A 23,454-nucleotide genomic window follows, 5' to 3' on the forward strand; every position below is an offset into this window, starting at 1 on the left:
ATGTTGCTCGAAGTGCGCGATCTGCACGTGGAGTTCCACACCCGGGACGGGGTCGCCAAGGCCGTCAACGGGGTCAACTACTCGGTCGCCGAGGGCGAGACGCTCGCCGTGCTCGGCGAGTCCGGCTCCGGCAAGTCGGTCACCGCACAGGCGATCATGGGCATCCTCGACATGCCGCCCGGGAAGATCAGCGGCGGCGAGATCCTCTTCAAGGACCGCGACCTGCTGAAACTCAAGAAGGAGGAGCGCCGGAAGATCCGCGGCCAGGAGATGGCCATGATCTTCCAGGACGCGCTCTCCTCCCTCAACCCCGTGCTGACCGTCGGGCAGCAGCTCGGCGAGATGTTCGTCGTGCACCGCGGGATGTCCCGCAAGGACGCGAAGGCCAAGGCCGTCGAGCTGATGGACCGGGTGCGCATCCCGGCCGCGAAGGAGCGGGTCGGCAACTACCCGCACCAGTTCTCCGGCGGCATGCGCCAGCGCATCATGATCGCCATGGCGCTGGCCCTGGAACCCTCGCTGATCATCGCGGACGAACCCACCACCGCCCTCGACGTCACGGTCCAGGCCCAGGTGATGGACCTGCTCGCGGAGCTCCAGCGCGAGCTGAACATGGGTCTGATCCTGATCACCCACGACCTGGGCGTCGTCGCCGACGTCGCCGACAAGATCGCCGTGATGTACGCGGGCCGCATCGTGGAGACCTCACCGGTCCACGACATCTACCAGGCGCCCGCGCACCCGTACACCAAGGGCCTGCTCCGTTCGATCCCGCGCCTGGACCAGAAGGGCCAGGAGCTCTACGCCATCAAGGGCCTGCCGCCCAACCTGCTGCACATCCCGCCCGGCTGCGCCTTCAACCCGCGCTGCCCGATGGCCCAGGACGTCTGCCGCACCGACGTGCCGCCGCTGTACGACGTGGCCGAGCACCGAAAGAGCGCCTGCCACTTCTGGAAGGAGACGCTCGATGCACGCTGATCACTCGGGGCGCAAGGAAGCGCGTGAGGAGAGCCGGATGGCACGCGACCTCCTGGCCAAGTCACGCGAGGGCAGTGCGTACGCGGGCGGTGAGCCGATCCTGGAGGTGCGCGACCTCGTCAAGCACTACCCGCTGACCCAGGGCATCCTGATCAAGAAGCAGGTCGGTGCCGTCAAGGCGGTCGACGGCGTCTCCTTCGACCTGGCGGCCGGCGAGACCCTCGGCATCGTCGGCGAGTCCGGCTGCGGCAAGTCGACCGTCGCCCGGATGCTGGTGCACCTGGAGCAGCCGACGGCCGGTGCGATCCGATACAAGGGCGAGGACGTCACCAAGCTGTCCGGCCGCGCGCTGAAGGCCGTGCGCCGCAACATCCAGATGGTGTTCCAGGACCCCTACACCTCACTGAACCCGCGGATGACGGTCGGCGACATCATCGGGGAGCCGTACGAGATCCACCCCGAGGTCGCGCCCAAGGGCGACCGGCGGCGCAAGGTCCAGGACCTGCTGGACGTCGTCGGCCTCAACCCGGAGTACATCAACCGCTATCCGCACCAGTTCTCCGGCGGCCAGCGCCAGCGCATCGGCATCGCCCGCGGCCTCGCGCTCAACCCCGAGATCATCGTCGCCGACGAACCCGTCTCGGCCCTCGACGTCTCCGTCCAGGCCCAGGTCGTCAACCTGCTGGACCGGCTGCAGGCGGAGTTCAACCTCAGCTACGTGTTCATCGCGCACGACCTCTCCATCGTCCGCCACATCTCCGACCGGGTCGGCGTGATGTACCTCGGCCGGTTCGTGGAGATCGGCACGGACGAGGAGATCTACGACCACCCCACGCATCCGTACACCCAGGCACTGCTCTCCGCGGTGCCGGTTCCGGACCCGATGGCGCGCGAATACCGCGAGCGGATCATCCTGCACGGCGACGTTCCCTCGCCCGCCAACCCGCCGTCCGGCTGCCGCTTCCGTACCCGCTGCTGGAAGGCGCAGGAGCGGTGCGAGCTGGAGGTCCCGCTGCTGGCGGTCCCGGCGGTCTTCCGGCTGACGGAGAGTCCGGCCAAGCACGATTCGGCCTGTCACTTCGCGGAGGAGAAGCGGGTGGTGCCGCCGGAGGGCACGCTGGAGCAGGTGGGCGAGGGCGGCGAGGGCGGTGAAGGGGCCGGTGAAGGCGCCGCGGGCGCCGTGGGGGCCGGACCGGATGTGGAGAAGGTGGACCGGGAGGCCCGGAAGCCGCCGCGGTCCCATGGCGAGCCGGAGCCGGAGTCGGAGCCGGCGGCGGGGCCGGCGGCAGCGGCTGAGCCGGAACCGTCGGCGTCACGGGTGGAGCCGGAGCGCGACCCGGAGGCGCCCGTGCAGCCGGAGCCGGGGCCGGCGCCCGAAGCCGAAGCCGAAGCCGAAGCCGAGGCCGCGCTCTCGCCGGAGGCGGGGGACGAGGACGACGGTCCGCCGCCGCCCTCCGGCAGCAGCCGGGTCAGCTGACGACGGGCCGTTAACGCGAGGGCAACTCGGGCGTCTCACGTCCGATATACGGACCCGTCAGCATGGACTGCGTACGGCCGTGCGGGTGCCGTGGACCGGCCGGAAGGACTCTCGTCCCTCCGGCCGGTCGCCCGACGGACCGCGCCGGCGGCCCTCTTGTCGGGAAGCCGGGCGCGGTGGAGTATCGCTGGGGTGATACTCACCCGTGGAGCAAGAGTGACCGGCGCCGCTCTCTGCGCGGTGCTCGCCCTGATCGTCGCGAGCTGGCTCGTACGGGACATCAGGGCCGTGGACGCCGGCCAGCTGTGGCGCTACTGGGCCGGTTTCGCCGAAGCGCGTCCGCGGGCGATGCCCGCGACCTCGCCCCTGGACGTCGCCCTCCTCGCCGTGTACGCCGCCGCCACCGTCGCCGCGCTACGGTCCTCGGTCGCCGCCACCGTGCTTGTCGCCACCGGAGTGATCACGCTCGCCGTGCGGCTGCCCGGACTCTGGGGCATCGGGAGTCACCGGATGGAGTCGGTCTTCTCCGACGACCTGCGCTCACGGGCACTCATCTGCGCCTTCGTGGCCCTCGCCGCGGGCATCGCGCTGTTCATCACCGCCGGCGCCGGCCGCCGCCCGCCCGCCGACTCCTACGAACAACTGCCKACCCGGCCCGGCCCGGGCGCCTCCGTCGCCGCGTTCCTGATGCTGGGTGCCGCCGGAGCGGTGCTGATCGCCTGGGAGATCCGCCAGATGGTGCGGTACCCCGAGATCTACCCCGAGTGGTACGTGGGCGGTGACCGGGTCCCGCACGGCGTGATCGACCCGCCGCCCGGCTGGGGCACCGCCGCGCTGGCGCTGCTCTGCCTCGTCGCGGGGGTGAGCGCCCTCTTCCACGCCGTGCACGCGCGGCCGTTCGGGCTGGTGGCCGCCGTGCTGCTGCTGCCCGGCGGGGCGTTGGGCGTGGTCCGGATCGTGCACTACGACTTGCTCGACCACTTCGGTGCGCTGCCGACGGAGACCCAGCTCACGCTCCTGAGCTGGATCTTCGAGCTGCTCGCCGCGCTGGTGGTGCTGATCGCGCTGGCGCCCAGGGGCTTCGCCGACGTGCCCGGACCGTACGGGCCGGGGCAGGGACCCGGGTACGGACCCCCGGAATTCGGTCCGCCCGGCTACGGCCCCGCCCCGTACCCGGGGCAGCAGTCGCCGGCCCCGGGCTACGGATACCCGCAGGGCGGCGGCTTCGGACCGCCCCCGCCGCCCTCGCAGCCGCCGCCGGGCTGGTAGCCCTACCCGTTGAGTGACCGCTTCAGGAAGTCCACCTGGAGCAGCAGGAGGTTCTCCGCCACCTTCTCCTGCGGGGTCATGTGCGTCACCCCGCTCAGCGGCAGCACCTCGTGCGGGCGGCCCGCCGCGAGCAGCGCCTGTGACAGCCGCAGGGTGTGCGCCACCACCACGTTGTCGTCCGCCAGCCCATGGATGATCATCATCGGCCGTACCTGGTCGGCGGCGTGCGAGAGCCCTTCGTCGGTGAGCAGCGAGTTGTACGCGTAGACCTCCGGCTGCGTCGCCGGATCGCCGAGGTAGCGCTCGGTGTAGTGGGTGTCGTACAGCCGCTGGTCGGTCACCGGAGCGCCCACGATCGCCGCGTGGAAGACGTCGGGCCGGCGCAGGGCCGCCATGCCGGCCAGGAAGCCGCCGAACGACCAGCCCCGGATGCCCACCCGGCCGAGATCGAGCGGGTACCGCTCCGCGAGGGCGTGCAGCGCCTCGACCTGGTCGTCGAGGGCGAGGGTGAGATCGTGCTTGACGGCCTTCTCCCAGCCGGGCGAGCGGCCGGGGGTGCCGCGGCCGTCCGCGACGATCACGGCGAACCCCTGGTCCGCGAACCACTGCGAGGTCAGGTACGGATTGTGGGCGGCGAGGACCCGGCGGCCGTGCGGTCCACCGTATGGATCCATCAGAACCGGAAGCGGACCATCCGATTCCTTGTAGTCGGTGGGGAGCATCACGGCGCACGGAATCCGCCGTGCGCCCCCTTCGGTGAGCTGCGGCCGCGCGGACAGGACCGGCTGCTCCGCGTGACTGCGAACGGTGGCGATCCGCTTCCCGTCCCGGAACACCCGGACCGTCGATCCCGGCGCGTCCAACGCGGTGGAGACCATGACGGTCACCGCGCCGGACCGGACCGCCGCGTGCACGCCCGCGCCCTCCGAGACCCGCTCGACGCCCAGCTCGTTGACCCGGTAGACGTGGCTCTCGCCGATCTCCGCCTCGGTGGCCCGCTCGCCCGCCGACGCCGTGACGAGGATGTCGGACTCCCCGATGTCCAGCACCGACTGGATCTGCAACTGGGCCCCGGTCTGCGGCCGGTCACCGACCGCGAGGACCCGTGCCCCGCCCTCGTCCGCGATCCGCACCAGCCGCCCGTCCGGCGCCCACGCGGGCACCCCCGGGAACAGGTCCAGCCACACGGGGTCCTCGTCCACGTGCACCGTCCGGGTCGCCCCGGTCTCCGGGTCCACGGCGAGGTAGAGCTGACTGCGCTGGTCACGGGCCTGGACGAGCAGCAGCGGCGCCCCGTCCGACGACCAGTGCACCTGCGCCAGGTAAGGGAACCGGGCCCGGTCCCAGGCCACTTCGGTGCGCTGTCCGGCCAGGTCGACGACGAAGAGCCGCACCACCGCGTTGGGCGTCCCGGCCGCCGGGTACGCGACCTCGGCCGGCTTGCGGTCCGGGTTCGCGGGATCGGCGATCCACCACCGCCGTACGGGGCTGTCGTCGACCCGGGCGACGAGCAGCCGGTCCGACTCCGGCGACCACCAGAAGCCCCGCGGGCGCTGCATCTCCTCGGCCGCGATGAACTCCGCGAGCCCGTAGGAGACATCCGCCTCCTCCGGCTCCGCGAGCGCCCTGTCCCCTTCGCCGTCGGCGCCCACGACGCGCAGCGCGCCCTTGGACACGTAGGCGATGTGCCGCCCGTCGGGGGAGGGGCGCGGATCGATCACCGGGCCGGGTACGGGCAGGGCGCGTGCCGTCCCGGCCCGCAGCTCGGCGACGTACACCTTCCCCGAGAGCGCGAACGCCGCCAACTCGGCCGCCGCGTCCACCGCGTAGCCGACGATCCCCGACGACCCCTCGCGGCTGCGCTCACGACGGGCCCGCTCCTGGGCCGAGAGCCGCTCCGCCGAACCGCCCAGCAGCACCGCCGGATCGGCCACGACCCGCTCCCGGGGGGCCGCGCCGTCGCTGAGGTCCAGCACCCACAGCCGGCCCGAGCGGTCGGTGCCCGAACCCGAGCGCACGAAGACCACCCGTTCACCATCGGGTGAAACCGTGAACGCGCGCGGTGCACCGAGGGTGAAGCGCATGGTCCGGGCCAACTGCAGCGGGAAGGTGATCTCTGGCGAAGTCATAGGCCGAACCTATCGGCCGGCCCCGCCGTCCGTGCGCCCCTCGTGCTGCTGTGCCCCGATCAATGCCTTGCCACGGATAGTTATGATCCGTAGCGCTCGGTGGGTATGAACCTGCTGGCTCCATGCGTGCTGCCCGTCCCGACCGTACAGATGGAGGTGAACCGCCGTGGCGCTCTCGATTTCGGCGGTGGTGCTGCTGGCGATCGTCGTCTTCCTGCTGATCCGGAAATCCGGACTGAAGGGCGGACACGCGGTCGTCTGCATGCTGCTCGGTTTCTATCTCGCCAGCTCGTCCATAGCGCCCAGCATCTCCGAGCTGACCACGAACCTGGCCGGCGTGATCGGAGGCATCAAGTTCTGACGCCTCCGACCGTGCGAGGTCCGTCGGCGCGTTCGGGTGCCCGTGGTGCGCGCGTGTGTCCGCGGTGCGTGCGTGCGGTCCGTCACTGGACCACCGCCCGTTGTCCTTCCGTGAGTCCCCGCGGCGCGTGCGCGTGCGGTCCTTCGCCCGCCGGAGCGTGGCCGCCGTCGCTCCGGGGGACCGTCGGCTCGTAGGGTGGTCCCCATGACGGACCTTCCCGCCCGGCGTCTGCTCCTGGTGCACGCGCACCCCGACGACGAGTCGATCAACAACGGCGCCACCATGGCCAGGTACGCGGCCGACGGCGCCCTGGTCACGCTGGTGACCTGCACGCTCGGCGAGGAGGGCGAGATCATCCCGCCCGCCCTCGCGCATCTCGCCGCGGACCGGGACGACGCCCTCGGCCCCTACCGCCGCGGCGAACTCGCCGCGGCGATGAAGGAACTGGGCGTCACCGACCACCGCCTCCTCGGCGGCGCCGGCCGGTACCGGGACTCCGGAATGATGGGCGCCGAGCAGAACCACCGCCCCGGCGCCTTCTGGTCGGCCGACGTCGACGAGGCCGCCGGGTACCTCGTGGAGGTGATCCGTGAGGTACGTCCCCAGGTGCTGGTGACGTACGACCCCGAGGGCGGCTACGGGCACCCCGACCACATCCAGGCGCACCGCGTCGCGACGCGTGCCGCGGAACTGGCCGCCGACCCCGCGTACCGCACCGGCTCCGGCGCCGCGCACACCATCGCCAAGATCTACTGGAACCGGGTGCCGCGCCCGGTCGCCGAGGAGGGCTTCGCCCGACTGCGGGCCACCGCCCCGGACGCGTTCCCCGGCATCGCCGCGATCGACGACGTGCCGGGTGTGGTGGACGACACCCTGATCACCACCGAGATCGACGGCACCGGACACGGCGAGGCGAAGGCCGCGGCGATGCGGGCACACGCCACCCAGATCGCGATCGACGGTTCCTTCTTCGCCCTGTCGAACGACCTGGGGCAGCCCGTCCTCACCACCGAGTACTACGAGTTGGTGAACGGTGCCTCCGGCGCCGCGGACGGAACCCGGGAACGCGATCTCTTCGCGGGCCTGCACGGTCTCTTCGAGGGACCGGCGGAGGCGCGCCGATGAGCGGCAGCAGGCCGCGCGCCGCGCGGACCAACGCACCTCCGAGGGACATTCCGGCCACCGGTCTGGCCGCGCCCCTCAACCCTCGCCGGATCGCCGCGCTGCTGGGCCTGGCGGTCCTCGGCGCGCTCGTCGGCATCGCCGGAACACTCGTCCAATCCGCCTGGTTCCCCGGCGGATTGCTGTTGGCGCTGCTCGCCGCCACCGGCCTCTTCTATGGCGGCCGCAGCCTGATGGGCACCCAGCCGGGGGCCCTGGCGCCCGCCGCGGGATGGCTGGTTTCGGTCATTCTTCTGCTGGGGGGAAGACCGGAAGGGGACTACGTCTTCGGGAACGAACTGGGCCTCGCCCTCTTCATGCTGGGCGGCATGGCCATCGCTGTGATCTGTGCCACCATGTCGCGGGCGCCCCAACTGGGGGCCGACAGCGGCCGACCTGGCAAGTAATGTGCCACGTCCCATCCCGTAATGCCCCCTGTCCGTCCGGGGGGTGCGGGTTCGTTTCCCCCGGTCGCGGGGTGTCTGTCGGCCGCGGCCAGTAAGGTGGTTCGCGCGCCGAGCCGTCCCCTGGCCTGCGGCATGGGGGAAGTACGGGCGGCGGAGCCAATCGGGAGAACCTGCTTTGAGTCGTGAAACTGACAGTTCGTCCTCCGGGCCCCAGGGCCGCGGAGGAGCCGCGTACCCCTCGGGTACGCCGCCGTACGGATCCCGCCAGTATCCGTCGCTGCACCCTTCGCAGGACGCCCCGGAGGAGTCCCCGGAGCCTGCGGATCCGCCTCAGCCCGACGAGCCGAGGACCGAGACGACGCTGACGACGCGTATCCGGATCAACATTCCGGGCTCGCGCCCCATCCCTCCGGTCGTCATGCGTACGCCCATGAGCGATGTCGACGGCTCCGGTGGAGAGCGCACCGGCTCTACCCCGCGACCGGGCGCCCCGGCGTCCAACGGCGCGCAGGCGGCGCCGGCCGTGCCCGGTCCCGAGTCCCGGGACACCGCGGTCGCGGCGGAGCCCGCGGCGGAGAAGCCGGCCCGGGAGAAGAGCGGCAGCGACTGGTTCGCGCCGCGCAAGCCCCCGGCAGCCGCTCCGGCGGGCGCTCCGGCAACCGCTCCTGCGGGCGCGAGCGCCTCGTCGGGCACCTCGCCGAACGACGGTACGGACGGCGCCGGTTTCCGGGCCGGTGGTGCGGGCGGGCCCGGTGGTACGGACGGCTCCGGGTTCCGGGCCGGTGGTCCTGAGGGCCCCGGCGGTACGGACGGCGCCGGCTTCGCGGCCGGTGGCCCCGGCGGCCGGCCGGACGGTCCGGGTTCCGGTCCCTCCGGCCCGCCCCCGGGCGGCCCCCGCGCCGATCTGCCCTACTTCTCCGACGGACCGCAGCGCGCCGGCGACCCGGGCGCGCCCGGTCCCGACGCCTTCGGTGGCGACGGTGCGGGCGGGCCCCGCTCCACGCCGAACCTCGGAATCCGTACGCCCGGACCGTCCGGACCCACCACGGGACCGGCCACCGGCACCTCGGCCCTCACCCCGGACCTCGACGGGCGGGCGCCGTTCGGCCCCGGTCCGGGGCCGGGCGGACCGGCGGGCCCCGGCGGCGCGCAGGGCCCCGGCACCCCCGGCGGCGTGCCGCCGCGGATGTCGGACGACACCGCCGTGCTCACCCCGCAGTTCGGACCGGGCCCCGCCGGGCCGGGGGGCAACGTCTCGGGCGACACGCTGAACAGCGGCATCCCCGTCGTGCCCTCGGAGCCCCGTCCGGGCGGGCCGTCGCCGTTCCCCGGTGCCGACTCCGCCCCGCAGACGCCGGACGGCCCGATGGGTACCGGACCGGCCGGGCCGGGAGGGTTCGCCGATCGGGCGCCCAAGCCCGCAGCCCGGACGGCCCCGGAGCCCGCGGCGTCGAGCGCCCCGACGAAGAAGGGCCGCTCCAAGCTGGTCATGCTCGGTGTGGCCGCCGTCTGCCTGCTCGGCCTCGCCTACGGCGCCGGGCTGCTGATGAACCACTCCGACGTGCCCAAGGGCACCACCGTCCTCGGCGTCGACATCGGCGGCGGGACCAGGGACGACGCCGTCGAGAAGCTCGACGCCGCGCTCGGCGAGCGGTCCAGGGCCCCGCTCCAGCTGACCGTGGACGGCAAGAAGACGCAGCTCGCCCCGGACAAGGCGGGACTGTCGCTGGACAGCCAGGCGACCGTACGTGCCGCGGCGGGCAGCGACTACAACCCCGTCTCCGTCATCGGCTCCCTCTTCGGCGGCGAGCGCGCGGTCGACCCGGTGATCCCGGTCGACGAGGAGAAGCTCGGCGTCGCGCTGAAGGACCTGGCCGGTGCCTCGGGCTCGGCGAGCGACGGCACGATCAAGTTCGTGCCGGGCAAGGCCGTCGCCGTCCCGGGCAAGCCGGGCAAGGCGCTCGACGTCAACCAGTCGATGGTGTCGGTACGTGACGCGTACCGCGCCCAGGTCGAGACGGGCAGGGCGAACACCGTCCAGCTGCCCGTCACCGCCAGCGAGCCCACCATCAGCCAGGCCGAACTCGACCGGGCGATGAAGGAGTTCGCGGAGCCGGCGATGTCCGGTCTGATCCGCATCAAGGCGGGCACGAAGGAGATCCCGTTCGGCCCGGCCAAGTCGCTGCCGAAGATCCTCTCGATGGTGCCGGTCGACGGCAAGCTCGTGGACCGCTACAACAAGAAGGCCATTGAAGAGCTCTGCGGAGGCGTCTTCGACGGGATCATGGTCACCAAGGGTGACGGTACGAAGCACCAGGTCGGACCCGACGACGTGGCCTTCGCGATGAGGGGCGCGCTGCTCGGCAAGACGGAGGCCGAGCGGACCGTCACGATCGACCTCGGCGGCAACGGCTGACACCCGCACCCGCACCGTCCCCGCGCAATCCGCCGCCCCCGACCGGAATCCCGGCCGGGGGCGGCGGCGTACCGTGGCCCGCTCCGGCAGACGCAGGCGCTGTCCCGCTGTCATACGTGGCCCGGTCCGGCAGACGCAGGCGCTGTCCCGCTGTCATACGTGGCCCGGTCCGGCAGACGCAGGCGCTGTCCCGCTGTCATACGTGGCCCGGTCCGGCAGACGCAGGCGCTGTCCCGCTGTCGTACGTGGCCCGGTCCGGCAGACGCAGGCGCTGTCCCGCTGTCGTACGTGGCCCGGTCCGGCAGACGCCGACGCTGCCCCGCCGTCATACGTCGCCCGGTCCGGCCGAAGCAGACGCCGCCCCGCCGTCACGCGAACCTCATGACATCTGTCATCCCGTATTCACGACCCGTGACCCTGCCGGGCGGATCCCCGCCTGAGCCAGGCTGGACGCATGACAACGACAGCCCCCGAAGTCACCGCGGCCAGGACCGCCGTGGTCAGCTTCGACCAGGTCAGCAAGGCCTACGGAGACGTACGCGCCGTCGACGGGCTCACCCTCGACCTGCATCCCGGTGAGACCGTGGCGCTCCTCGGCCCCAACGGCGCCGGCAAGTCCTCCACCCTCGACCTCCTCCTCGGCCTGCGCACCGCCGACTCCGGGACGGTCCGCCTCTTCGGTACGACCCCGCAGGCGGCCATCGCCGCCGGCCGGGTCGGCGCCATGCTGCAGTCGGGCGGCCTCATGGAGGACGTCACCGTCGGCGAACTGGTGGGGCTCGTCTGCGATCTGCACCCCAGGCCCTACCCGGTGAGCGAGGTGCTGGCCCGGGCCGGCATCGCGCCGATCGCCGGCCGCCTGGTCAACAAGCTCTCCGGCGGCCAGGAACAGCGCGTACGGTTCGCGCTCGCCACCGCCGGGGCCAACGACCTCATCGTGCTGGACGAGCCGACCACCGGCATGGACGTCACCGCGCGCCAGGCCTTCTGGGCCACCATGCGCGAGCAGGCCGACCAGGGCCGTACCGTGCTGTTCGCCACCCACTACCTCGAAGAGGCCGACGCGATCGCCGACCGTGTCCTGGTCCTGCACAAGGGCCGGATCCTCGCCGACGGCACCGCCGCCGAGATCAAGGCACGTGCCGGGGCCCGCCGTATCTCCTTCGAGCTCGAGGGCGTGATCGACGAAGAGGCCCTGCGCGCCCTGCCGTTCCTCTCCACGCTCGACATCACCGGCCCCCGCGTCCGTATCCAGTCGCACAACGCCGACGCGACCGTGCACGCCGTCTACGGCCTCGGCCTCTACCCGCGCGAGCTCGAAGTCGCCGGACTCGGCCTGGAACAGGCCTTCGTCGCCATCACCGAGGCCGAGGAGGCCAGGACCCGATGCTGAATTTCTTCTCATGGGCGCTCATCAAGCTCGAAGTGACCCGCACCCTGCGGAACAAGAAGTTCATGTTCTTCTCGATCATCTACCCGTCGGTGATCTACCTGCTGATCTCCGGCACCCAGAACACGACCGACAAGGTGCCGCACACCGATCTGACCCTGCAGTCCTTCTTCATGGTCTCCATGGCCTCCTTCGGCGCGCTGACCGCCGTCCTGATGGGCAACAGCGAACGCATCGCCAAGGAGCGCGAGAAGGGCTGGGTCCGCCAGCTGAGGCTGACCGCACTGCCCAGCCGCGGCTACGTCCTGGCGAAGATCGCCAGCGCCGCCATGGTCACCCTGCCCTGCATCGTGGTCGTCTTCCTCGTCGCGGCCTCCGCCAAGCACGTACGGTTCGACCTCTGGCAGTGGTTCGCCCTCACCGGCGTCATCTGGGCCGGTTCGCTGGTCTTCGCCGCACTCGGGGTGGCCATCGGCTACCTCGCCAGCGGGGACGCGGTCCGCCCGATCACGATGATCATCTACTTCGTCCTGTCCATCCTCGGCGGTCTGTGGATGCCGAGCGCTACCTTCCCGCAGTGGATCCAGAACATCTCCGAGTGGCTGCCCACCCACGCGTACGCTGCACTCGGCCAGGCCGTCGAGATGGGCGGCGCGCCGCACGCCAAGGACGTCGCCATCCTCTGTGCCTACTTCCTGCTCTTCGCGGGCGGCGCCGCCTGGCTCTACCGGAAGGACACCCTGAAGGCATGAACGAGGACGAGACGTCCGTGGGTATCGGGCGCCCGCCCACGAACACGAAGCAGGCCGGGACCAAGCTCCTGTGGATCGGCATCTGGCTCGCCTTCATGAGCGCGCCGGTCAAGGACCTCGCCGACGGGAACCACACACCGTGGGCGACCGCGCTCGGCACCCTCGGTCTGCTGGTGTTCGTCGGCAGCTATCTCGTCCTGGTCTTCCGCCACACCTCGAAGGCGCTGGACCCCTTCCGGGTCCGCGCCGCCCTCGCCTTCCTCGGCGCCCTCGCCGTCCTGCTCTCCCTGACGTTCGGCACGCCCTGGCTCGTGCTGTTCGTGTACGTGTCGGTGTCCGTCGGCGCCACCCTGCCGATGCGGACCGCCCGTTGGCTGATCCCCGTCGTCACCCTCGTCCTGGTGGCCATCGGCCTGACCGGCGACCACCCCCGCGAGATCATCACCGCCCTGGTCTTCCCCGCGCTCCTCGGAGGGTTCGCGATGTCCGGCGTACGGCAGATGATCCGCACCACGATCCAGCTCCGCGAGGCCCGCGCCACCGTCGCCCAGCTCGCCGCGAACGAGGAGCGGCTGCGCCTGGCCCGCGATCTGCACGATCTGCTCGGCCACTCCCTCTCCCTGATCACCCTCAAGAGCGAACTGGCCGGACGGATGCTCCCCGCCAACCCGGAACAGGCCGCCGCACAGGTCGCCGACATCGAACAGGTCAGCCGCCAGGCCCTCGTGGACGTACGCAGCGCCGTCACCGGCTACCGCAGGCCGACCCTTCCCGGCGAACTGGCTGGGGCCAGAACCGCGCTCGCCGCCGCCGGGATCACCGCCGACATTCCGGCCGAGGCCCCCGAGGAACTCCCGGAGAAGGCGGAGGAGGTACTCGCCTGGGCCCTGCGGGAGGCCGTCACCAACGTCGTACGCCACAGTGGCGCCGGACGCTGCACGGTCACCCTCGCCCCGCGTCAGACCCTCGACGGGCGGGTCCTCGAACTCACCGTGGCCGACAACGGCCGCGGCGCCTCCGGCACGACCCGGGGCAACGGCCTCACGGGCATGGCCGAGCGCCTCGCCACGGTCGACGGGACGCTCACCACCCGGGCCACTGACTCCCGTTCGGGCAAAGGCTTCACCACGGTCCTCAGCGTTCCTCTCGAATCCGGCCTAGGATCCGGGGAATGAGCATGATCAGACTCCTCCTCGCCGAGGACCAGTCCATGGTGCGCGAGGCCCTCGCGGCACTCCTCGGCCTGGAACCCGACATCGAGGTGGTCGCCCAGGTCGCGCGCGGCGACGAGGTACTGGCCGCTGCCAGGGAACACGACGTCGATGTGGCCCTCCTCGACATCGAGATGCCCGGCATGACGGGCATCGAGGCGACGGCGGAACTGCGCCGCGACCTCCCCGGCGTCAAGGTCGTCGTCGTCACCACCTTCGGCCGCCCCGGATATCTGCGCCGGGCGATGGAGTCGGGCGCGGACGCCTTCCTGGTGAAGGACGCACCCGCTTCCCAACTCGCCGAAGCCGTACGCAAGGTGCTCGCCGGGGAACGCGTCATCGACCCCACCCTCGCGGCCGCCGCCCTCGCCGACGGCGCCAGCCCGCTGACCGAACGCGAACGCGACGTGCTGCGCACCGCCGCGGACGGCTCGACCAACGCGGAGATCGCCGGTGCGCTGCACCTCTCGCAGGGCACGGTCCGCAACTACCTCTCCATGGCGATCCAGAAGATGGCGGCGCGCAACCGCGCGGAGGCGGTCCGGATGGCGCGGGAGAAGGGCTGGCTCTGACAGCCCGCCTGCCGACCGGCCACACCCGGCGCCGGCCTACGCCGGGAGGCGGACCGGGCCCCGCCCGGCCCACGACCTCACCGCACGGCCCGCCCGCGGTCTTCTTCGTCCAGCGGCTGCCCGCCCGCGGTGCTTCCGCCCCCGGGACGGCTGCCTGCGGTGCTTCCGCCCCCGGCTGGCTGCCTGCGGTGCTTCCGCCCCCGGACGGCTGCCCGCGGCCGGCCGCTCACCGGGAGGCGGACACCAGACCTGCCTCGTACGCGATGATCACGAGCTGAACCCGGTCCCGGGCGTCGAGTTTGGCGAGGAGCCGGGTCAGATACGTCTTGGCCGTGGCGACGCTGATGCACAGCCGCTCGGCGATCTCCGCGTTGGACAGCCCGCTGCCGACCAGGACCAGCACCTCGCGCTCCCGGTCGGTGATCGAGGTGAGCGGGCGGCGCGGGGCCGGCGAGGCCGGGCGGCCGGCGAACTCCTTGATCAGCCGCCGGGTGACGCCCGGCGCGATCAGCGCGTCCCCCGCCGCCACCACCCGCACCGCCGCCAGGATGTCGTCCAGCGCCATGTCCTTGACCAGGAAGCCGGCCGCGCCGGCGCGCAGGGCGCCGTACACGTACGCGTCGTCGTCGAACGTGGTCAGGACCACCACGTGGGCGGTGGAGGGGGACGCGGCGATCCGTTCGGTGGCCTCGATGCCGTTGAGGCCCGGCATCCGGATGTCCATCACGACGACGTCAGGGGCCAGTTCAACGGCCATCCTCGCCGCCTCCTCGCCCGTGCCCGCCTCTCCGACGACGTCCAGGTCGGTGGTCTCGGCCATGACCATGCGCAGCGCGGTGCGCACCAGCGGCTGGTCGTCGGCGAGCACGACCCGGACCGGCTCGGTGGGTCGGGGACTCTCGTCGCTCACGCCTCGTCCCCTCTCAAACGTCTTCTCCCCTCAACGCTCTTCTCCCCTCAACGCCGTGGCAGGCACCGGCAGCCGGGCCGTCACCCGGAAGCCGCCCTCCGGATGAGGGGCGGCGGTGAACTCGCCGTGCAACAGGGCGACCCGCTCCCGCATGCCGACCAGGCCGAACCCGGGCCGGGAGGCGAGGCCTGCGCCCCGGCCGCGGTCAGCGACCTCGATGGCGAGCGCCTCGGAGCCGTACACGATCGAGACCCGGCAGGACCCGGTCGCGGCGTGACGGACCACATTGGTCACCGACTCCTGGATGATGCGGAAAGCCGACAGGTCGATGTCCGGCGGCAGTGGCCGCGGCTCGCCCCGCAGGTCCACGTCGACCCGGACCCCGGCGGCCGTCGTGGCCCGCGCCAGCCGCTCCAGGTCAGCGAGGCCCTCCGCGGGGCGCGGCGCCGTCGTTTCCCGCTCCGCTTCCTCGTGGGGCGGGCCCGCCTGGCGCAGCGCGACCAGCATCCGGCGCAGCCCCGACAGCGTCTCGCGGCCCGCGGTCTCCACCGCACTCATCGCCTCGCGCGCGGCGTCCGGACGGGTGTGCACGACCCGGGCCGCCGCCCCCGCCTGGAGGGCGATGATGCCGAGGCTGTACGCGACCGTGTCATGCATCTCGCGGGCGATCCGCAACCGCTCCTCGACCAGGCCCTGTTCGGCCGCCCGTGCGGCGAGGCGCTCGCCGTGCCGACGGGTCTCGTACGCCGAGCCGCCCAGCAGCCAGGCAACGACCGCGGTCAGAGCGACGACCAGCTCCGCCGACGTACCGATGTCCCACCCGGCGAGCAGTCGGACGGCCAGGAAACCGGTGAGTGTGCCGAGCGCCATCAAGAGGGCGACGAGAGCGGTCCGGCGCGACCGGTTGGCGGCGATGAGGTACAGCGCCACATCGGCGGCCAGGAACTGGGCGAGCGGTATCTCTCCCACGCCCAGCGAGAACGTGGCGAGCGTGGCGGCGCCCAGAACCAGCGCCAGGGCCTTCAGCGGACGCCGCTCCAGCAAGAAGCAGCCGGCCGCTGCCAGGGCCACGGCAAGCAACTGCATCAGCAGACCGTCCCACCGGTAGAGCAGCACCCCGGGCCGGACGGACGGCTCGTTCTCGCCGGGCAGCCGCACCCGCACGAGGAAGGTGAGCAGCATGCCCGCGTACCAGCCCATGCCGACCCACCAACCAGGCGGCACGCGCTTGAGTCGAGGCGGAGAGAGTGAGTGGGACATGCGCCGATCGTAGCCATCGCCTCACGGACCGGCATCGGACCACGGTCGTACAACCGGGGTCGACACCAAGTCCGACAGGTGTCACCGCCGGGGCGACGACGAACGGCAGGTAGGGCCGGGAGAGTTGACTGCGTGATCGAAGTCAACGGACTGACCAAGCGATACGGCGGCGCCACCGCCGTCAACGACCTCACCTTCACCGTACGGCCGGGCGAGGTCACCGGCTTCCTCGGACCCAACGGGGCCGGCAAGACCACCACGCTGCGCATGCTGCTGGGCCTGGTCGAGCCCACCGCCGGGACGGCCACCCTCCAGGGCCGGCCGTTCCGCGAGCACCCGCGCGGACTACGGCACGTCGGCGCCCTGCTCGACGCGGGCGACGTGCACGGCGGCCGCACCGCCCGCGCCCATCTCACGATGCTCGCCCGCAGCAACAGCATCCCGCGCTCCCGGGTCGATGAACTGCTCCAGGAGGTGGGCCTCGCGGGGGCGGCCCGTCGGCGCATCGGCGGCTTCTCCCTCGGGATGCGCCAGCGCCTCGGCATAGCCACCGCGCTGCTCGGTGACCCGCCGGTGCTGCTCTTCGACGAACCGCTCAACGGCCTTGATCCGGGAGGCGTGCTGTGGGTGCGCGGGCTGTTCCGCCGGCTCGCCGCCGAGGGGCGCACCGTGTTCGTCTCCAGCCACCTGATGACGGAGATGGAGCACACCGCCGACCGGCTTGTCGTGATCGGCCGGGGCGAGCTCATCGCGGCCGAGAGCCTGGCAGCGTTCGCCGCCCGCAGCACCCGCCTCAGTGTGATCGTGGGCACCCCCGACCCCGCGGCGCTGGCCCCGCTGCTCACCGCAGAGGGCGCCGAGGTGGTCCGGGACGGTGACCGGCTCACGGTCACCGGTCTCACCGCCGCCCGCATCGGCGAGCTCGCCCTGCACCACCGCGTACTGCTCCATGAACTCACGACACTCGGCGCCTCGTTGGAGGAGGCGTTCATGGAACTCACCGCGGACAGCGTCGAATACCTCGCAGGAGACCCCCGATGACCACAGCGCAAGCCATGAGCGCACCACCGGCCCGCCTGACCGGCGACGAACCCCGCGCCCGCTTCCGCGAACTGCTCGCCGCCGAATGGCTCAAGACGTGGTCGCTGCGCTCCACATCCTGGATGTACGCGATCACCGCACTGGCCGTCATCGGCTTCAACGCGGGCACGGCCTACGACCACTACAAGTACTGGTACCAGTACGACGATCACGGCCGCGCGTCCTTCATCGCCAACGACTCGCCCCTCATGGACGCCTTCACTGGGAACGCCGCCATGGTGCTGGTCCTGGCCGTCGCCGCCATCGGTGCTGTATCGATCACCGGCGAGTACGGCACCGGACTGATCCGCACCACGTTCACGGCCGTCCCCGACCGCCGCGCGGTGATGGCCGCCAAGGCTCTCGTACTCACCGCCGTCACCACCGTCTTCGGCGCACTCGTCGCACTGGCGTCGTTCGCGTCCACGCAAGCGATCCTCTCCGGCCGGGACGCCTCGGTGACCCTCGGCCACCCCGGTGCCGTGCGCGTTGTCGTGGCTTCCGCGCTGCTCGCGCCGGTGGCCGCGATCGCCGGCCTGGCGATCGGTGCGGTGATACGCCACACCGGAGGCGCCGTCATCGGATGCGTGGTGGTGCTCCTCCTGCTGCCGACGGTCCTCAGTGACCGCCGCCATCTCACTGCGATGCTCCGGCACACGTTGCCTTTGAGCGCGTGGGAGCGCCTCTCGGCCTCCGACCTCCATGCCCCCGCCCTCTACCCGTGGACGGTCTCCGGAGCCTGGACGGTGTATGCCGCCTGGGCACTGCTGGCGGGCACGGTGGCGGTGACCGTGGTGCACCGACGAGACCAGTGACCGTCTCCCCGACTCGCCTTCCCCGCAACGCTTTTCAGAAACCTGCTGGAAACTCTTGCGACACCTCTTGACGTGTTCACCGCCGTGACGGCAGGCTCCGAGCACCCCACGGTGGCCAGGCGCGTGGCCATCCACACCGGGTACGGACCCCACTTCCGTCCCCGCGAACGAAGGAGCCGCAATTGAGTTCCCGCGCCGCTCGCGCGACACTGGCCGGCCTGCTCGCAGCCGCCGGTATCACCGCCCTCGCCCCCTGGACCTCCCAGGCGACCCCACCGGGCGAGAAGACCGTCACCGCCACGCTGTTCGAGTGGAAGTACGACGCGGTGGCCCAGGCCTGTACGGACTCACTGGGTCCGGCCGGCTACGGCTACGTGGAGGTCTCGCCCGCCTCCGAACACATTCAGGGCGACCAGTGGTGGACCTCCTACCAGCCCGTCAGCTACAAGATCGCCGGGCGCCTCGGTGACCGCGACTCCTTCGCCTCGATGGTGGAGAGCTGTCACTCCGCCGGGGTGAAAGTCGTGGCCGACGCCGTCATCAACCACATGTCGTCCGGCTCCGGTACGGGCACCGGCGGCACGGCGTACACGAAGTACGACTACCCCGGGTACTTCCAGGACCAGGACTTCCACGGCTGCCGCAAGGACATCAGCAACTACGGTGACCGCGACGACGTCCAGACCTGCGAACTGGTCGGTCTGGCCGACCTCGACACAGGCAGCGACGACGTCCGTACGACGATCGCCGCGTACCTCTCAGACCTGCGCGGTCTCGGCGTCGACGGCTTCCGTATCGACGCTGCCAAACACATGTCCGCCGACGACATCGCCGCCATCAAGGGCAAGATGTCCGACCCGGGGTTCTGGGTCACGGAGGTCATCTACGGAGGCGGTGAGGCGGTCCAGCCCGACGAGTACACGGGCGTGGGTGACGTCGACGAGTTCCGCTACGGCGGCCACCTCAAGAGCGCCTTCCAGGGCGGCGGCATCACGGGCCTGAAGAACGTCGCCGACGGCAAACTGGCGAGCGGTAGCGCCCGTACGTTCGTCGACAACTGGGACACCGAGCGCAACGGCTCGACACTGACGTACAAGGATGGTGCGGCCTACACCCTGGCCAACGTCTTCATGCTCGCCTCGCCCTACGGCGCCCCGAACGTCTACTCAGGCTACGAGTGGTCGGACAAGGACGCGGGCCCGCCGAACGGCGGCGCGGCTGCTTGTGGCAGCGGCGGCTGGACGTGTACGCACGCGCGGACGGCGATCGCCGGGATGGTCGGCTTCCACAACGCCACGGCGGGCGCGGGGTTGACCGACTGGTGGGACAACGGCTCGTCGGCGATCGCCTTCGGCCGCGGCGACAAGGGCTTCGTGGCCATCAACAACGGTGACGGCGAGCTTCGGCAGGCGTTCGCCACGTCCCTGCCGGCGGGCACGTACTGCAACGTGGCCCAGGCATCTCCGGACGCCTGCGACGGCAACACGGTGCAGGTCGGCGACGACGGGACGGTCACGGCGACCGTCCCGGCGAAGGGCGCGCTGGCGCTGCACGGCTGATACCCGCGGCGGGGGAGCGCCTCCGGGCACCGGAGGTGCTCCCCTCGCGGCCTTGAGGTCGGGCGGTCAGCCAGGTCAGGCCAGGTCAGGCCAGGCCAGGCCAATCCAGGGAAGGCCAGGTCAGGTCAGGTCAGGCCAGGCGCTCCGGCAAGCAGGCGCTCGGCGATCAGGTGCTCGGCGCTCCGGCGATAAGGCGATCCGGCCGTCACGCGGCCCGGGTGTCGAAGTAGTGCCCCTTGTCCAGGTCCTCGATCAGCCCCGGCTGTACGGGCCGCCATCCGGACGAGGCGCGGGTCAGGGCGCTGGAGGCAGGCCCGTCCACCCCCACCAGGCCGCCCAGCCAGCCGAAGTGCGCGTCCGCGTCCTCAGAAGGAACGGAGGTGGCGGGGAGGCCGAGGTGGCGCCCGATGGCATCGGCGACGTCACGGATCGGGACGCCCTCCTCGCCGACGGCGTGCAGCGTCGACCCCGCGGGGGCGGCCTCCAGCGCGAGGCGGACGAGATGGGCGGCGTCGGCGCGGTGCACGGCCGGCCAGCGGTTGGAGCCGTCGCCGACGTACCCGGAGAATCCCTTGTCGCGGGCGATGCCGACCAGGGCCGCCATGAAGCCGTGATCGCCTTCGCCGTGCACCGTCGGGGGGAAGCGCACGACGGACGAGCGGACGTCGCTCGAAGCGAGGGAGACGGCCAGCAGGGCCGTGCCCAGCCGGGCCCGCGCGGCCGCGAACGGCGTCGGCCAGTCGGGGCTCTGTCCGTCCTCCTCGGTGGCGACCCGGCCCGGGGCGAGCCCGAGCGTCCCGGAGGCGATGACGAACGGCTTGCCGGAACCCGCGAGCGCCTCGCCGAACGTCTCGACGGCCAGGCGGTCCGCGGTGGCGGCGCCCTCGAAGCCCCCCGAGAAGGCGATGTCGTGCTTGAACGCGAGGTGGATCACGCCGTCCGCGCCGGCGGCCGCGTCGCGCAGGACGGCGATGTCGTCCAGGTCCCCGCGCACCACTTCGGCTCCCGCGGCGACGAGCGCCTCGGCCGAGGCGTCAGAGCGGGCGAGCCCGACGACCTGGTGGCCCGCGTCGATGAGTTCGGGAACGACGGCGGAGCCGATCCAGCCGGACGCGCCGGTCATGAATACACGCATGGGAGACCTCCCGGGTCGGTCGACGTTCTCCTCGTGTGCGCCAGCAGGGGATACGAGGAACCATCGATGTCAGCAACTGACATCACCCTACTCCTGATGTCGGTCACTGTCATCACATAGAATCGGCGGCATGGGTCGATGGGAGCCGAACGCGCGAGGCCGCCTGGAGCAGGCGGCCATGGAGCTCTATGGCGAACGCGGTTACGAGCAGACGACCGTGACCGAGATCGCCGCACGGGCGGGGCTCACGGAACGGACGTTCTTCCGGCACTACGCCGACAAGCGCGAGGTCCTGTTCGGCGGCTCCGCTCTGCTTCAGGAGCTCCTGGTGGACACCCTCGCCGGGGCGCCCGCGACGGCGGCGCCGATCGATGCGGTGGCTGCGGCGCTCCGCGCTGCCGCTGCCGTGTTCGACGAGCGTCGCGAGCAGTCGCAGCGGCGCCAGAAGGTCGTCTCGGCCAACGCGGAGCTGCGGGAACGCGAGCTGGTCAAGCTCGCCTCGTTGTCCGCGGCACTCGCCGAGTCCCTGCGGGCCCGCGGCGTCCCGGAACCAGCTGCGAGTCTGGCGGGGGAGGCGGGGATCGCCGTCTTCAAGGTGGCGTTCGAGGGCTGGATCGAGGGGACCGACGGCCGGTCCATGGCTGCGTACATCGAAGAGGCCCTCGACGGGCTCAAGGCCGTAATGGCGGACAGTTTGGTCTGACGACAGTGCGCCCCGCCGCGGACGTGCGTGGGTGGGCCTGACGCCGGTACACCCCGCCGCGGACCTGGGTGCGTGGGCCTGACGCCGATGCGCCCCGCCGCGGACGTGCGTCGAAGGGACTGACGGCAGTGCGCCCCGCCACGGAAGGCGGGGCGCACTGTGCTGCGCGTGTGGGGGAGAACTCGTTGGGGACGTTGGGACGTTGGGGACGTTGGAGGACGCTAGGGGAACGACACCACCTGCGATGGGATGGTGTCCGTCCCCGAGGTGGGTGATCCGGTGTCGTTGATGACGTGTTCGTACTGGCCCTGGCCGCCGAGGGAGACGACGAGCAGGTCGTGGAACTTCACGCCGGGCTTCACCGGTGCCTGGAATCCGTGGTCCTGGCGGATGGTGGGGTCGACGTTGAAGTAGCAGTAGCTGCCCAGGCCCCAGCCTTCGTGGGTGGTGACGGAGTCGTCGACCTTGTAGGCCGCGTACCCCTTCGTGTCGCCGTTCTGGACGGCGGCCTGGTTCGGGGCGTCGTACGCCTTCTCGTTCTGGAAGAAGATCGTCTTCCCGTTCTCCCCCGACCAGCGGACGTCGTACTTGTTGAAGTGCTCCACGAACAGACCGGTCGCGAGCACGTTGTCGCCGTTGACCTGGAGGCCGTAGTCGGCCCGGTTGGTCTCCCAGCCGACGCCCTCGCCGTGGTCCGCGCGCCACAGCCAGGTGTGGTCGATGATCGTGTCGTTGCTGTTGACGACCATGCCCGTGGTGGCCTTGCCGGCCCCCGCCCCGCCGACCCGGACGAACACGTCCTGGAGCGAGGTCGGGTTGTCGGCGTGGCTCGCGGACGCGCCCTCGGGGCCGACCTCGATCAGTGTGTCGGAGTTGGTGGGACCGGCGTCGACGAGTAGTCCGGCGAGCTTCACACCGTCCACGTCACCGACCTTGATGGCCGTGACCCCGTTGTCCGGGATGATCGTCGCGAGACCGAGCCCCAGCGCGACCGTGTTGGCGCGGTCGATGTCGATCGTCCGGTCGACGTGGTAGATCCCGGGCGTGAACAGCAGGTGCAGACCCTGGTCCACGGCCGCGTTGATGGTCTCCGCGGTTGCGCCGGGCTTGACCACGTAGAACTGGTCCAGCGGGATGGACTCGCCCTGCGGCGTGCCGTTGGCCCACGAGACACCGCGCGCGTTGGTGCGCTTCTCTGGCACGAAGACCTTGTAGTCGGCACCGTCCAGGTAGAGGAACGGCTTCTCCCGGGAGACGGGGGTGTTCTCCAGTGTGGTGTACGGCGGCTCGGGGAAGCTCTGGGCGGGTGCGCCCTCGACGCCGGAGAACGTCATGTTCCAGACGCCGTTGCCCCAGCTGCCGATCGAACTGTCGCGGGTGTACCACTGCTGCTGCGAGTACGGGCCGACCTGGCCGTCGATCTTGCTGTCGGCGATGTACCCGCCGCTCGCCCAGCCGTAGCCGTCGGGCGCGAGATTGAGACCGCCCTTGACGTGCATGCGGCGGAAGGGCGCGGCCTGGGAGACGGCCCAACGGTCGGTGCCGCTCACCGGGTTGAGCGCGAGGTTCTCCGCCGAGCGCCAGAAGTTCTGGGTGGCGTTGCCGTTGAACCAGCCCGCGTCGACGGTCACATCACCGTTGAACGTGGTGTCGTCCGGGTTCAGCCCGAGACCGGCGATCTGGGTGTAGAAGCCGATCTGGGCATTGATCTTGTCGTACGTGCCCGGCTTGAACATCAGCGCGTAGCGGCCGGTGCCGAACTGCGCCGACTCCTGCTGCTTGAAGACCTCGTCGACCTTGGCCTGGATGTCGGGCATGGACGGGTCGAACACCATCACGTTGGGTCCGAGGTCACCGCCGCCCTCGATG

The 23,454-nt window shown here is 71.5% G+C and carries 20 protein-coding genes; 15 read left to right on the forward strand and 5 right to left on the reverse strand.

Annotated features, from left to right (window positions below; all coding sequences use genetic code 11):
• From EAO72_RS31825 to EAO72_RS31835, 3 genes are all read left to right on the forward strand, one after another.
• On the forward strand, positions 1-978 hold the full coding sequence (locus tag EAO72_RS31825) for an ABC transporter ATP-binding protein (protein WP_148020540.1): 978 nt from the start codon (positions 1-3) through the stop codon (positions 976-978).
• On the forward strand, positions 968-2,455 hold the full coding sequence (locus EAO72_RS31830; protein WP_261991690.1) for an ABC transporter ATP-binding protein: 1,488 nt from the start codon (positions 968-970) through the stop codon (positions 2,453-2,455). Before EAO72_RS31825 ends, EAO72_RS31830 begins: the two co-directional genes overlap by 11 nt.
• A 216-nt stretch (positions 2,456-2,671) precedes the next feature.
• Positions 2,672-3,724 (forward strand): hypothetical protein, encoded by a 1,053-nt coding sequence (locus EAO72_RS31835; protein WP_261991691.1) that lies wholly within the window; start codon positions 2,672-2,674, stop codon positions 3,722-3,724.
• A 2-nt stretch (positions 3,725-3,726) separates the two neighbouring features.
• Here EAO72_RS31835 and EAO72_RS31840 read toward each other — a convergent pair whose 3' ends face one another.
• Positions 3,727-5,808: a S9 family peptidase gene (locus tag EAO72_RS31840; RefSeq protein ID WP_410090552.1), complete on the reverse strand. Its 2,082-nt coding sequence runs from the start codon at positions 5,806-5,808 to the stop codon at positions 3,727-3,729.
• 211 nt (positions 5,809-6,019) lie between these two features.
• On the opposite strand from EAO72_RS31840, the gene EAO72_RS31845 reads away from it, so the two are divergent.
• The 8 genes from EAO72_RS31845 (at position 6,020) to EAO72_RS31885 (ending at position 14,123) form a co-directional block, all read left to right on the forward strand.
• On the forward strand, positions 6,020-6,214 hold the full coding sequence (locus EAO72_RS31845) for a DUF2304 family protein (protein WP_148020542.1): 195 nt from the start codon (positions 6,020-6,022) through the stop codon (positions 6,212-6,214).
• A gap of 204 nt (positions 6,215-6,418) precedes the next feature.
• Complete coding sequence (gene mshB / locus EAO72_RS31850; protein WP_148020543.1) at positions 6,419-7,339, forward strand: N-acetyl-1-D-myo-inositol-2-amino-2-deoxy-alpha-D-glucopyranoside deacetylase; 921 nt, start codon at positions 6,419-6,421, stop codon at positions 7,337-7,339.
• Complete coding sequence (locus tag EAO72_RS31855; RefSeq protein WP_148020544.1) at positions 7,336-7,782, forward strand: DUF6113 family protein; 447 nt, start codon at positions 7,336-7,338, stop codon at positions 7,780-7,782. Before mshB ends, EAO72_RS31855 begins: the two co-directional genes overlap by 4 nt.
• A 175-nt stretch (positions 7,783-7,957) precedes the next feature.
• On the forward strand, positions 7,958-10,198 hold the full coding sequence (locus EAO72_RS31865; RefSeq protein ID WP_187285293.1) for a hypothetical protein: 2,241 nt from the start codon (positions 7,958-7,960) through the stop codon (positions 10,196-10,198).
• A gap of 454 nt (positions 10,199-10,652) precedes the next feature.
• Positions 10,653-11,591: an ABC transporter ATP-binding protein gene (locus EAO72_RS31870; protein WP_148020546.1), complete on the forward strand. Its 939-nt coding sequence runs from the start codon at positions 10,653-10,655 to the stop codon at positions 11,589-11,591.
• The gene (locus tag EAO72_RS31875) at positions 11,585-12,340 is read left to right on the forward strand and encodes an ABC transporter permease (RefSeq protein ID WP_148020547.1); all 756 of its coding nucleotides are present in this window, start codon (positions 11,585-11,587) and stop codon (positions 12,338-12,340) included. Before EAO72_RS31870 ends, EAO72_RS31875 begins: the two co-directional genes overlap by 7 nt.
• Positions 12,337-13,515, forward strand: coding sequence for a sensor histidine kinase (locus tag EAO72_RS31880; protein ID WP_148020548.1), 1,179 nt, complete (start codon positions 12,337-12,339; stop codon positions 13,513-13,515). Before EAO72_RS31875 ends, EAO72_RS31880 begins: the two co-directional genes overlap by 4 nt.
• A complete protein-coding gene (locus tag EAO72_RS31885; protein ID WP_148020549.1) occupies positions 13,512-14,123 on the forward strand; it encodes a response regulator transcription factor in 612 nt (203 codons plus the stop codon). The genes EAO72_RS31880 and EAO72_RS31885 overlap by 4 nt, the downstream gene beginning before the upstream one ends.
• Before the next feature lie 226 nt (positions 14,124-14,349).
• On the opposite strand, the gene EAO72_RS31890 is transcribed toward EAO72_RS31885, so the two are convergent.
• Both EAO72_RS31890 and EAO72_RS31895 read right to left on the reverse strand, forming a co-directional pair.
• Positions 14,350-15,033, reverse strand: a complete 684-nt coding sequence (locus EAO72_RS31890) for a response regulator (RefSeq protein ID WP_261991692.1) — start codon at positions 15,031-15,033, stop codon at positions 14,350-14,352.
• 30 nt (positions 15,034-15,063) lie between these two features.
• Positions 15,064-16,293: a sensor histidine kinase gene (locus EAO72_RS31895; RefSeq protein WP_148020550.1), complete on the reverse strand. Its 1,230-nt coding sequence runs from the start codon at positions 16,291-16,293 to the stop codon at positions 15,064-15,066.
• Positions 16,294-16,425: 132 nt separating this feature from the next.
• Between EAO72_RS31895 and EAO72_RS31900 the strand changes: the two genes are divergently transcribed.
• The 3 genes from EAO72_RS31900 to EAO72_RS31910 all read left to right on the forward strand — a co-directional run bounded on the left by EAO72_RS31900 (position 16,426) and on the right by EAO72_RS31910 (position 19,747).
• Entirely contained in the window at positions 16,426-17,334 is a 909-nt protein-coding gene (locus EAO72_RS31900; protein ID WP_148020551.1) for an ABC transporter ATP-binding protein, read from the forward strand.
• Positions 17,331-18,188 (forward strand): ABC transporter permease subunit, encoded by an 858-nt coding sequence (locus EAO72_RS31905; RefSeq protein WP_148020552.1) that lies wholly within the window; start codon positions 17,331-17,333, stop codon positions 18,186-18,188. Before EAO72_RS31900 ends, EAO72_RS31905 begins: the two co-directional genes overlap by 4 nt.
• 182 nt (positions 18,189-18,370) lie before the next feature.
• Complete coding sequence (locus EAO72_RS31910) at positions 18,371-19,747, forward strand: alpha-amylase (RefSeq protein WP_148020553.1); 1,377 nt, start codon at positions 18,371-18,373, stop codon at positions 19,745-19,747.
• Positions 19,748-19,952: 205 nt separating this feature from the next.
• Here the strand turns inward: EAO72_RS31910 and EAO72_RS31915 are convergent, their stop codons facing one another.
• The gene (locus EAO72_RS31915) at positions 19,953-20,882 is read right to left on the reverse strand and encodes an SDR family oxidoreductase (RefSeq protein WP_148020554.1); all 930 of its coding nucleotides are present in this window, start codon (positions 20,880-20,882) and stop codon (positions 19,953-19,955) included.
• Positions 20,883-21,012: 130 nt separating this feature from the next.
• On the opposite strand from EAO72_RS31915, the gene EAO72_RS31920 reads away from it, so the two are divergent.
• Positions 21,013-21,585 carry a TetR/AcrR family transcriptional regulator gene (locus EAO72_RS31920; protein WP_148020555.1) on the forward strand — a complete coding sequence of 191 codons (573 nt, stop codon included), beginning with the start codon at positions 21,013-21,015 and terminating at the stop codon, positions 21,583-21,585.
• A gap of 221 nt (positions 21,586-21,806) precedes the next feature.
• Here the strand turns inward: EAO72_RS31920 and EAO72_RS31925 are convergent, their stop codons facing one another.
• Positions 21,807-23,453 carry a coagulation factor 5/8 type domain-containing protein gene (locus EAO72_RS31925; RefSeq protein ID WP_148020556.1) on the reverse strand — a complete coding sequence of 549 codons (1,647 nt, stop codon included), beginning with the start codon at positions 23,451-23,453 and terminating at the stop codon, positions 21,807-21,809.
• Position 23,454: the final 1 nt, after the last annotated feature.

The organism is Streptomyces sp. OR43 (assembly GCF_008042275.1).
Lineage (GTDB): Bacteria > Actinomycetota > Actinomycetes > Streptomycetales > Streptomycetaceae > Streptomyces.

Bases quoted from the DNA above. Each gene is read 5' to 3' on its own strand.
- EAO72_RS31880 (WP_148020548.1), top strand. From the start codon at position 12,337: ATGAACGAGGACGAGACGTCCGTGGGTATCGGGCGCCCGCCCACGAAC.
- EAO72_RS31920 (WP_148020555.1), top strand. From the start codon at position 21,013: ATGGGTCGATGGGAGCCGAACGCGCGAGGCCGCCTGGAGCAGGCGGCC.
- EAO72_RS31870 (WP_148020546.1), top strand. From the start codon at position 10,653: ATGACAACGACAGCCCCCGAAGTCACCGCGGCCAGGACCGCCGTGGTC.
- EAO72_RS31885 (WP_148020549.1), top strand. From the start codon at position 13,512: ATGAGCATGATCAGACTCCTCCTCGCCGAGGACCAGTCCATGGTGCGC.
- EAO72_RS31830 (WP_261991690.1), top strand. From the start codon at position 968: ATGCACGCTGATCACTCGGGGCGCAAGGAAGCGCGTGAGGAGAGCCGG.
- mshB (WP_148020543.1), top strand. From the start codon at position 6,419: ATGACGGACCTTCCCGCCCGGCGTCTGCTCCTGGTGCACGCGCACCCC.
- EAO72_RS31895 (WP_148020550.1), bottom strand. From the start codon at position 16,293: ATGTCCCACTCACTCTCTCCGCCTCGACTCAAGCGCGTGCCGCCTGGT.
- EAO72_RS31840 (WP_410090552.1), bottom strand. From the start codon at position 5,808: ATGCGCTTCACCCTCGGTGCACCGCGCGCGTTCACGGTTTCACCCGAT.
- EAO72_RS31825 (WP_148020540.1), top strand. From the start codon at position 1: ATGTTGCTCGAAGTGCGCGATCTGCACGTGGAGTTCCACACCCGGGAC.
- EAO72_RS31915 (WP_148020554.1), bottom strand. From the start codon at position 20,882: ATGCGTGTATTCATGACCGGCGCGTCCGGCTGGATCGGCTCCGCCGTC.
- EAO72_RS31855 (WP_148020544.1), top strand. From the start codon at position 7,336: ATGAGCGGCAGCAGGCCGCGCGCCGCGCGGACCAACGCACCTCCGAGG.
- EAO72_RS31875 (WP_148020547.1), top strand. From the start codon at position 11,585: ATGCTGAATTTCTTCTCATGGGCGCTCATCAAGCTCGAAGTGACCCGC.
- EAO72_RS31905 (WP_148020552.1), top strand. From the start codon at position 17,331: ATGACCACAGCGCAAGCCATGAGCGCACCACCGGCCCGCCTGACCGGC.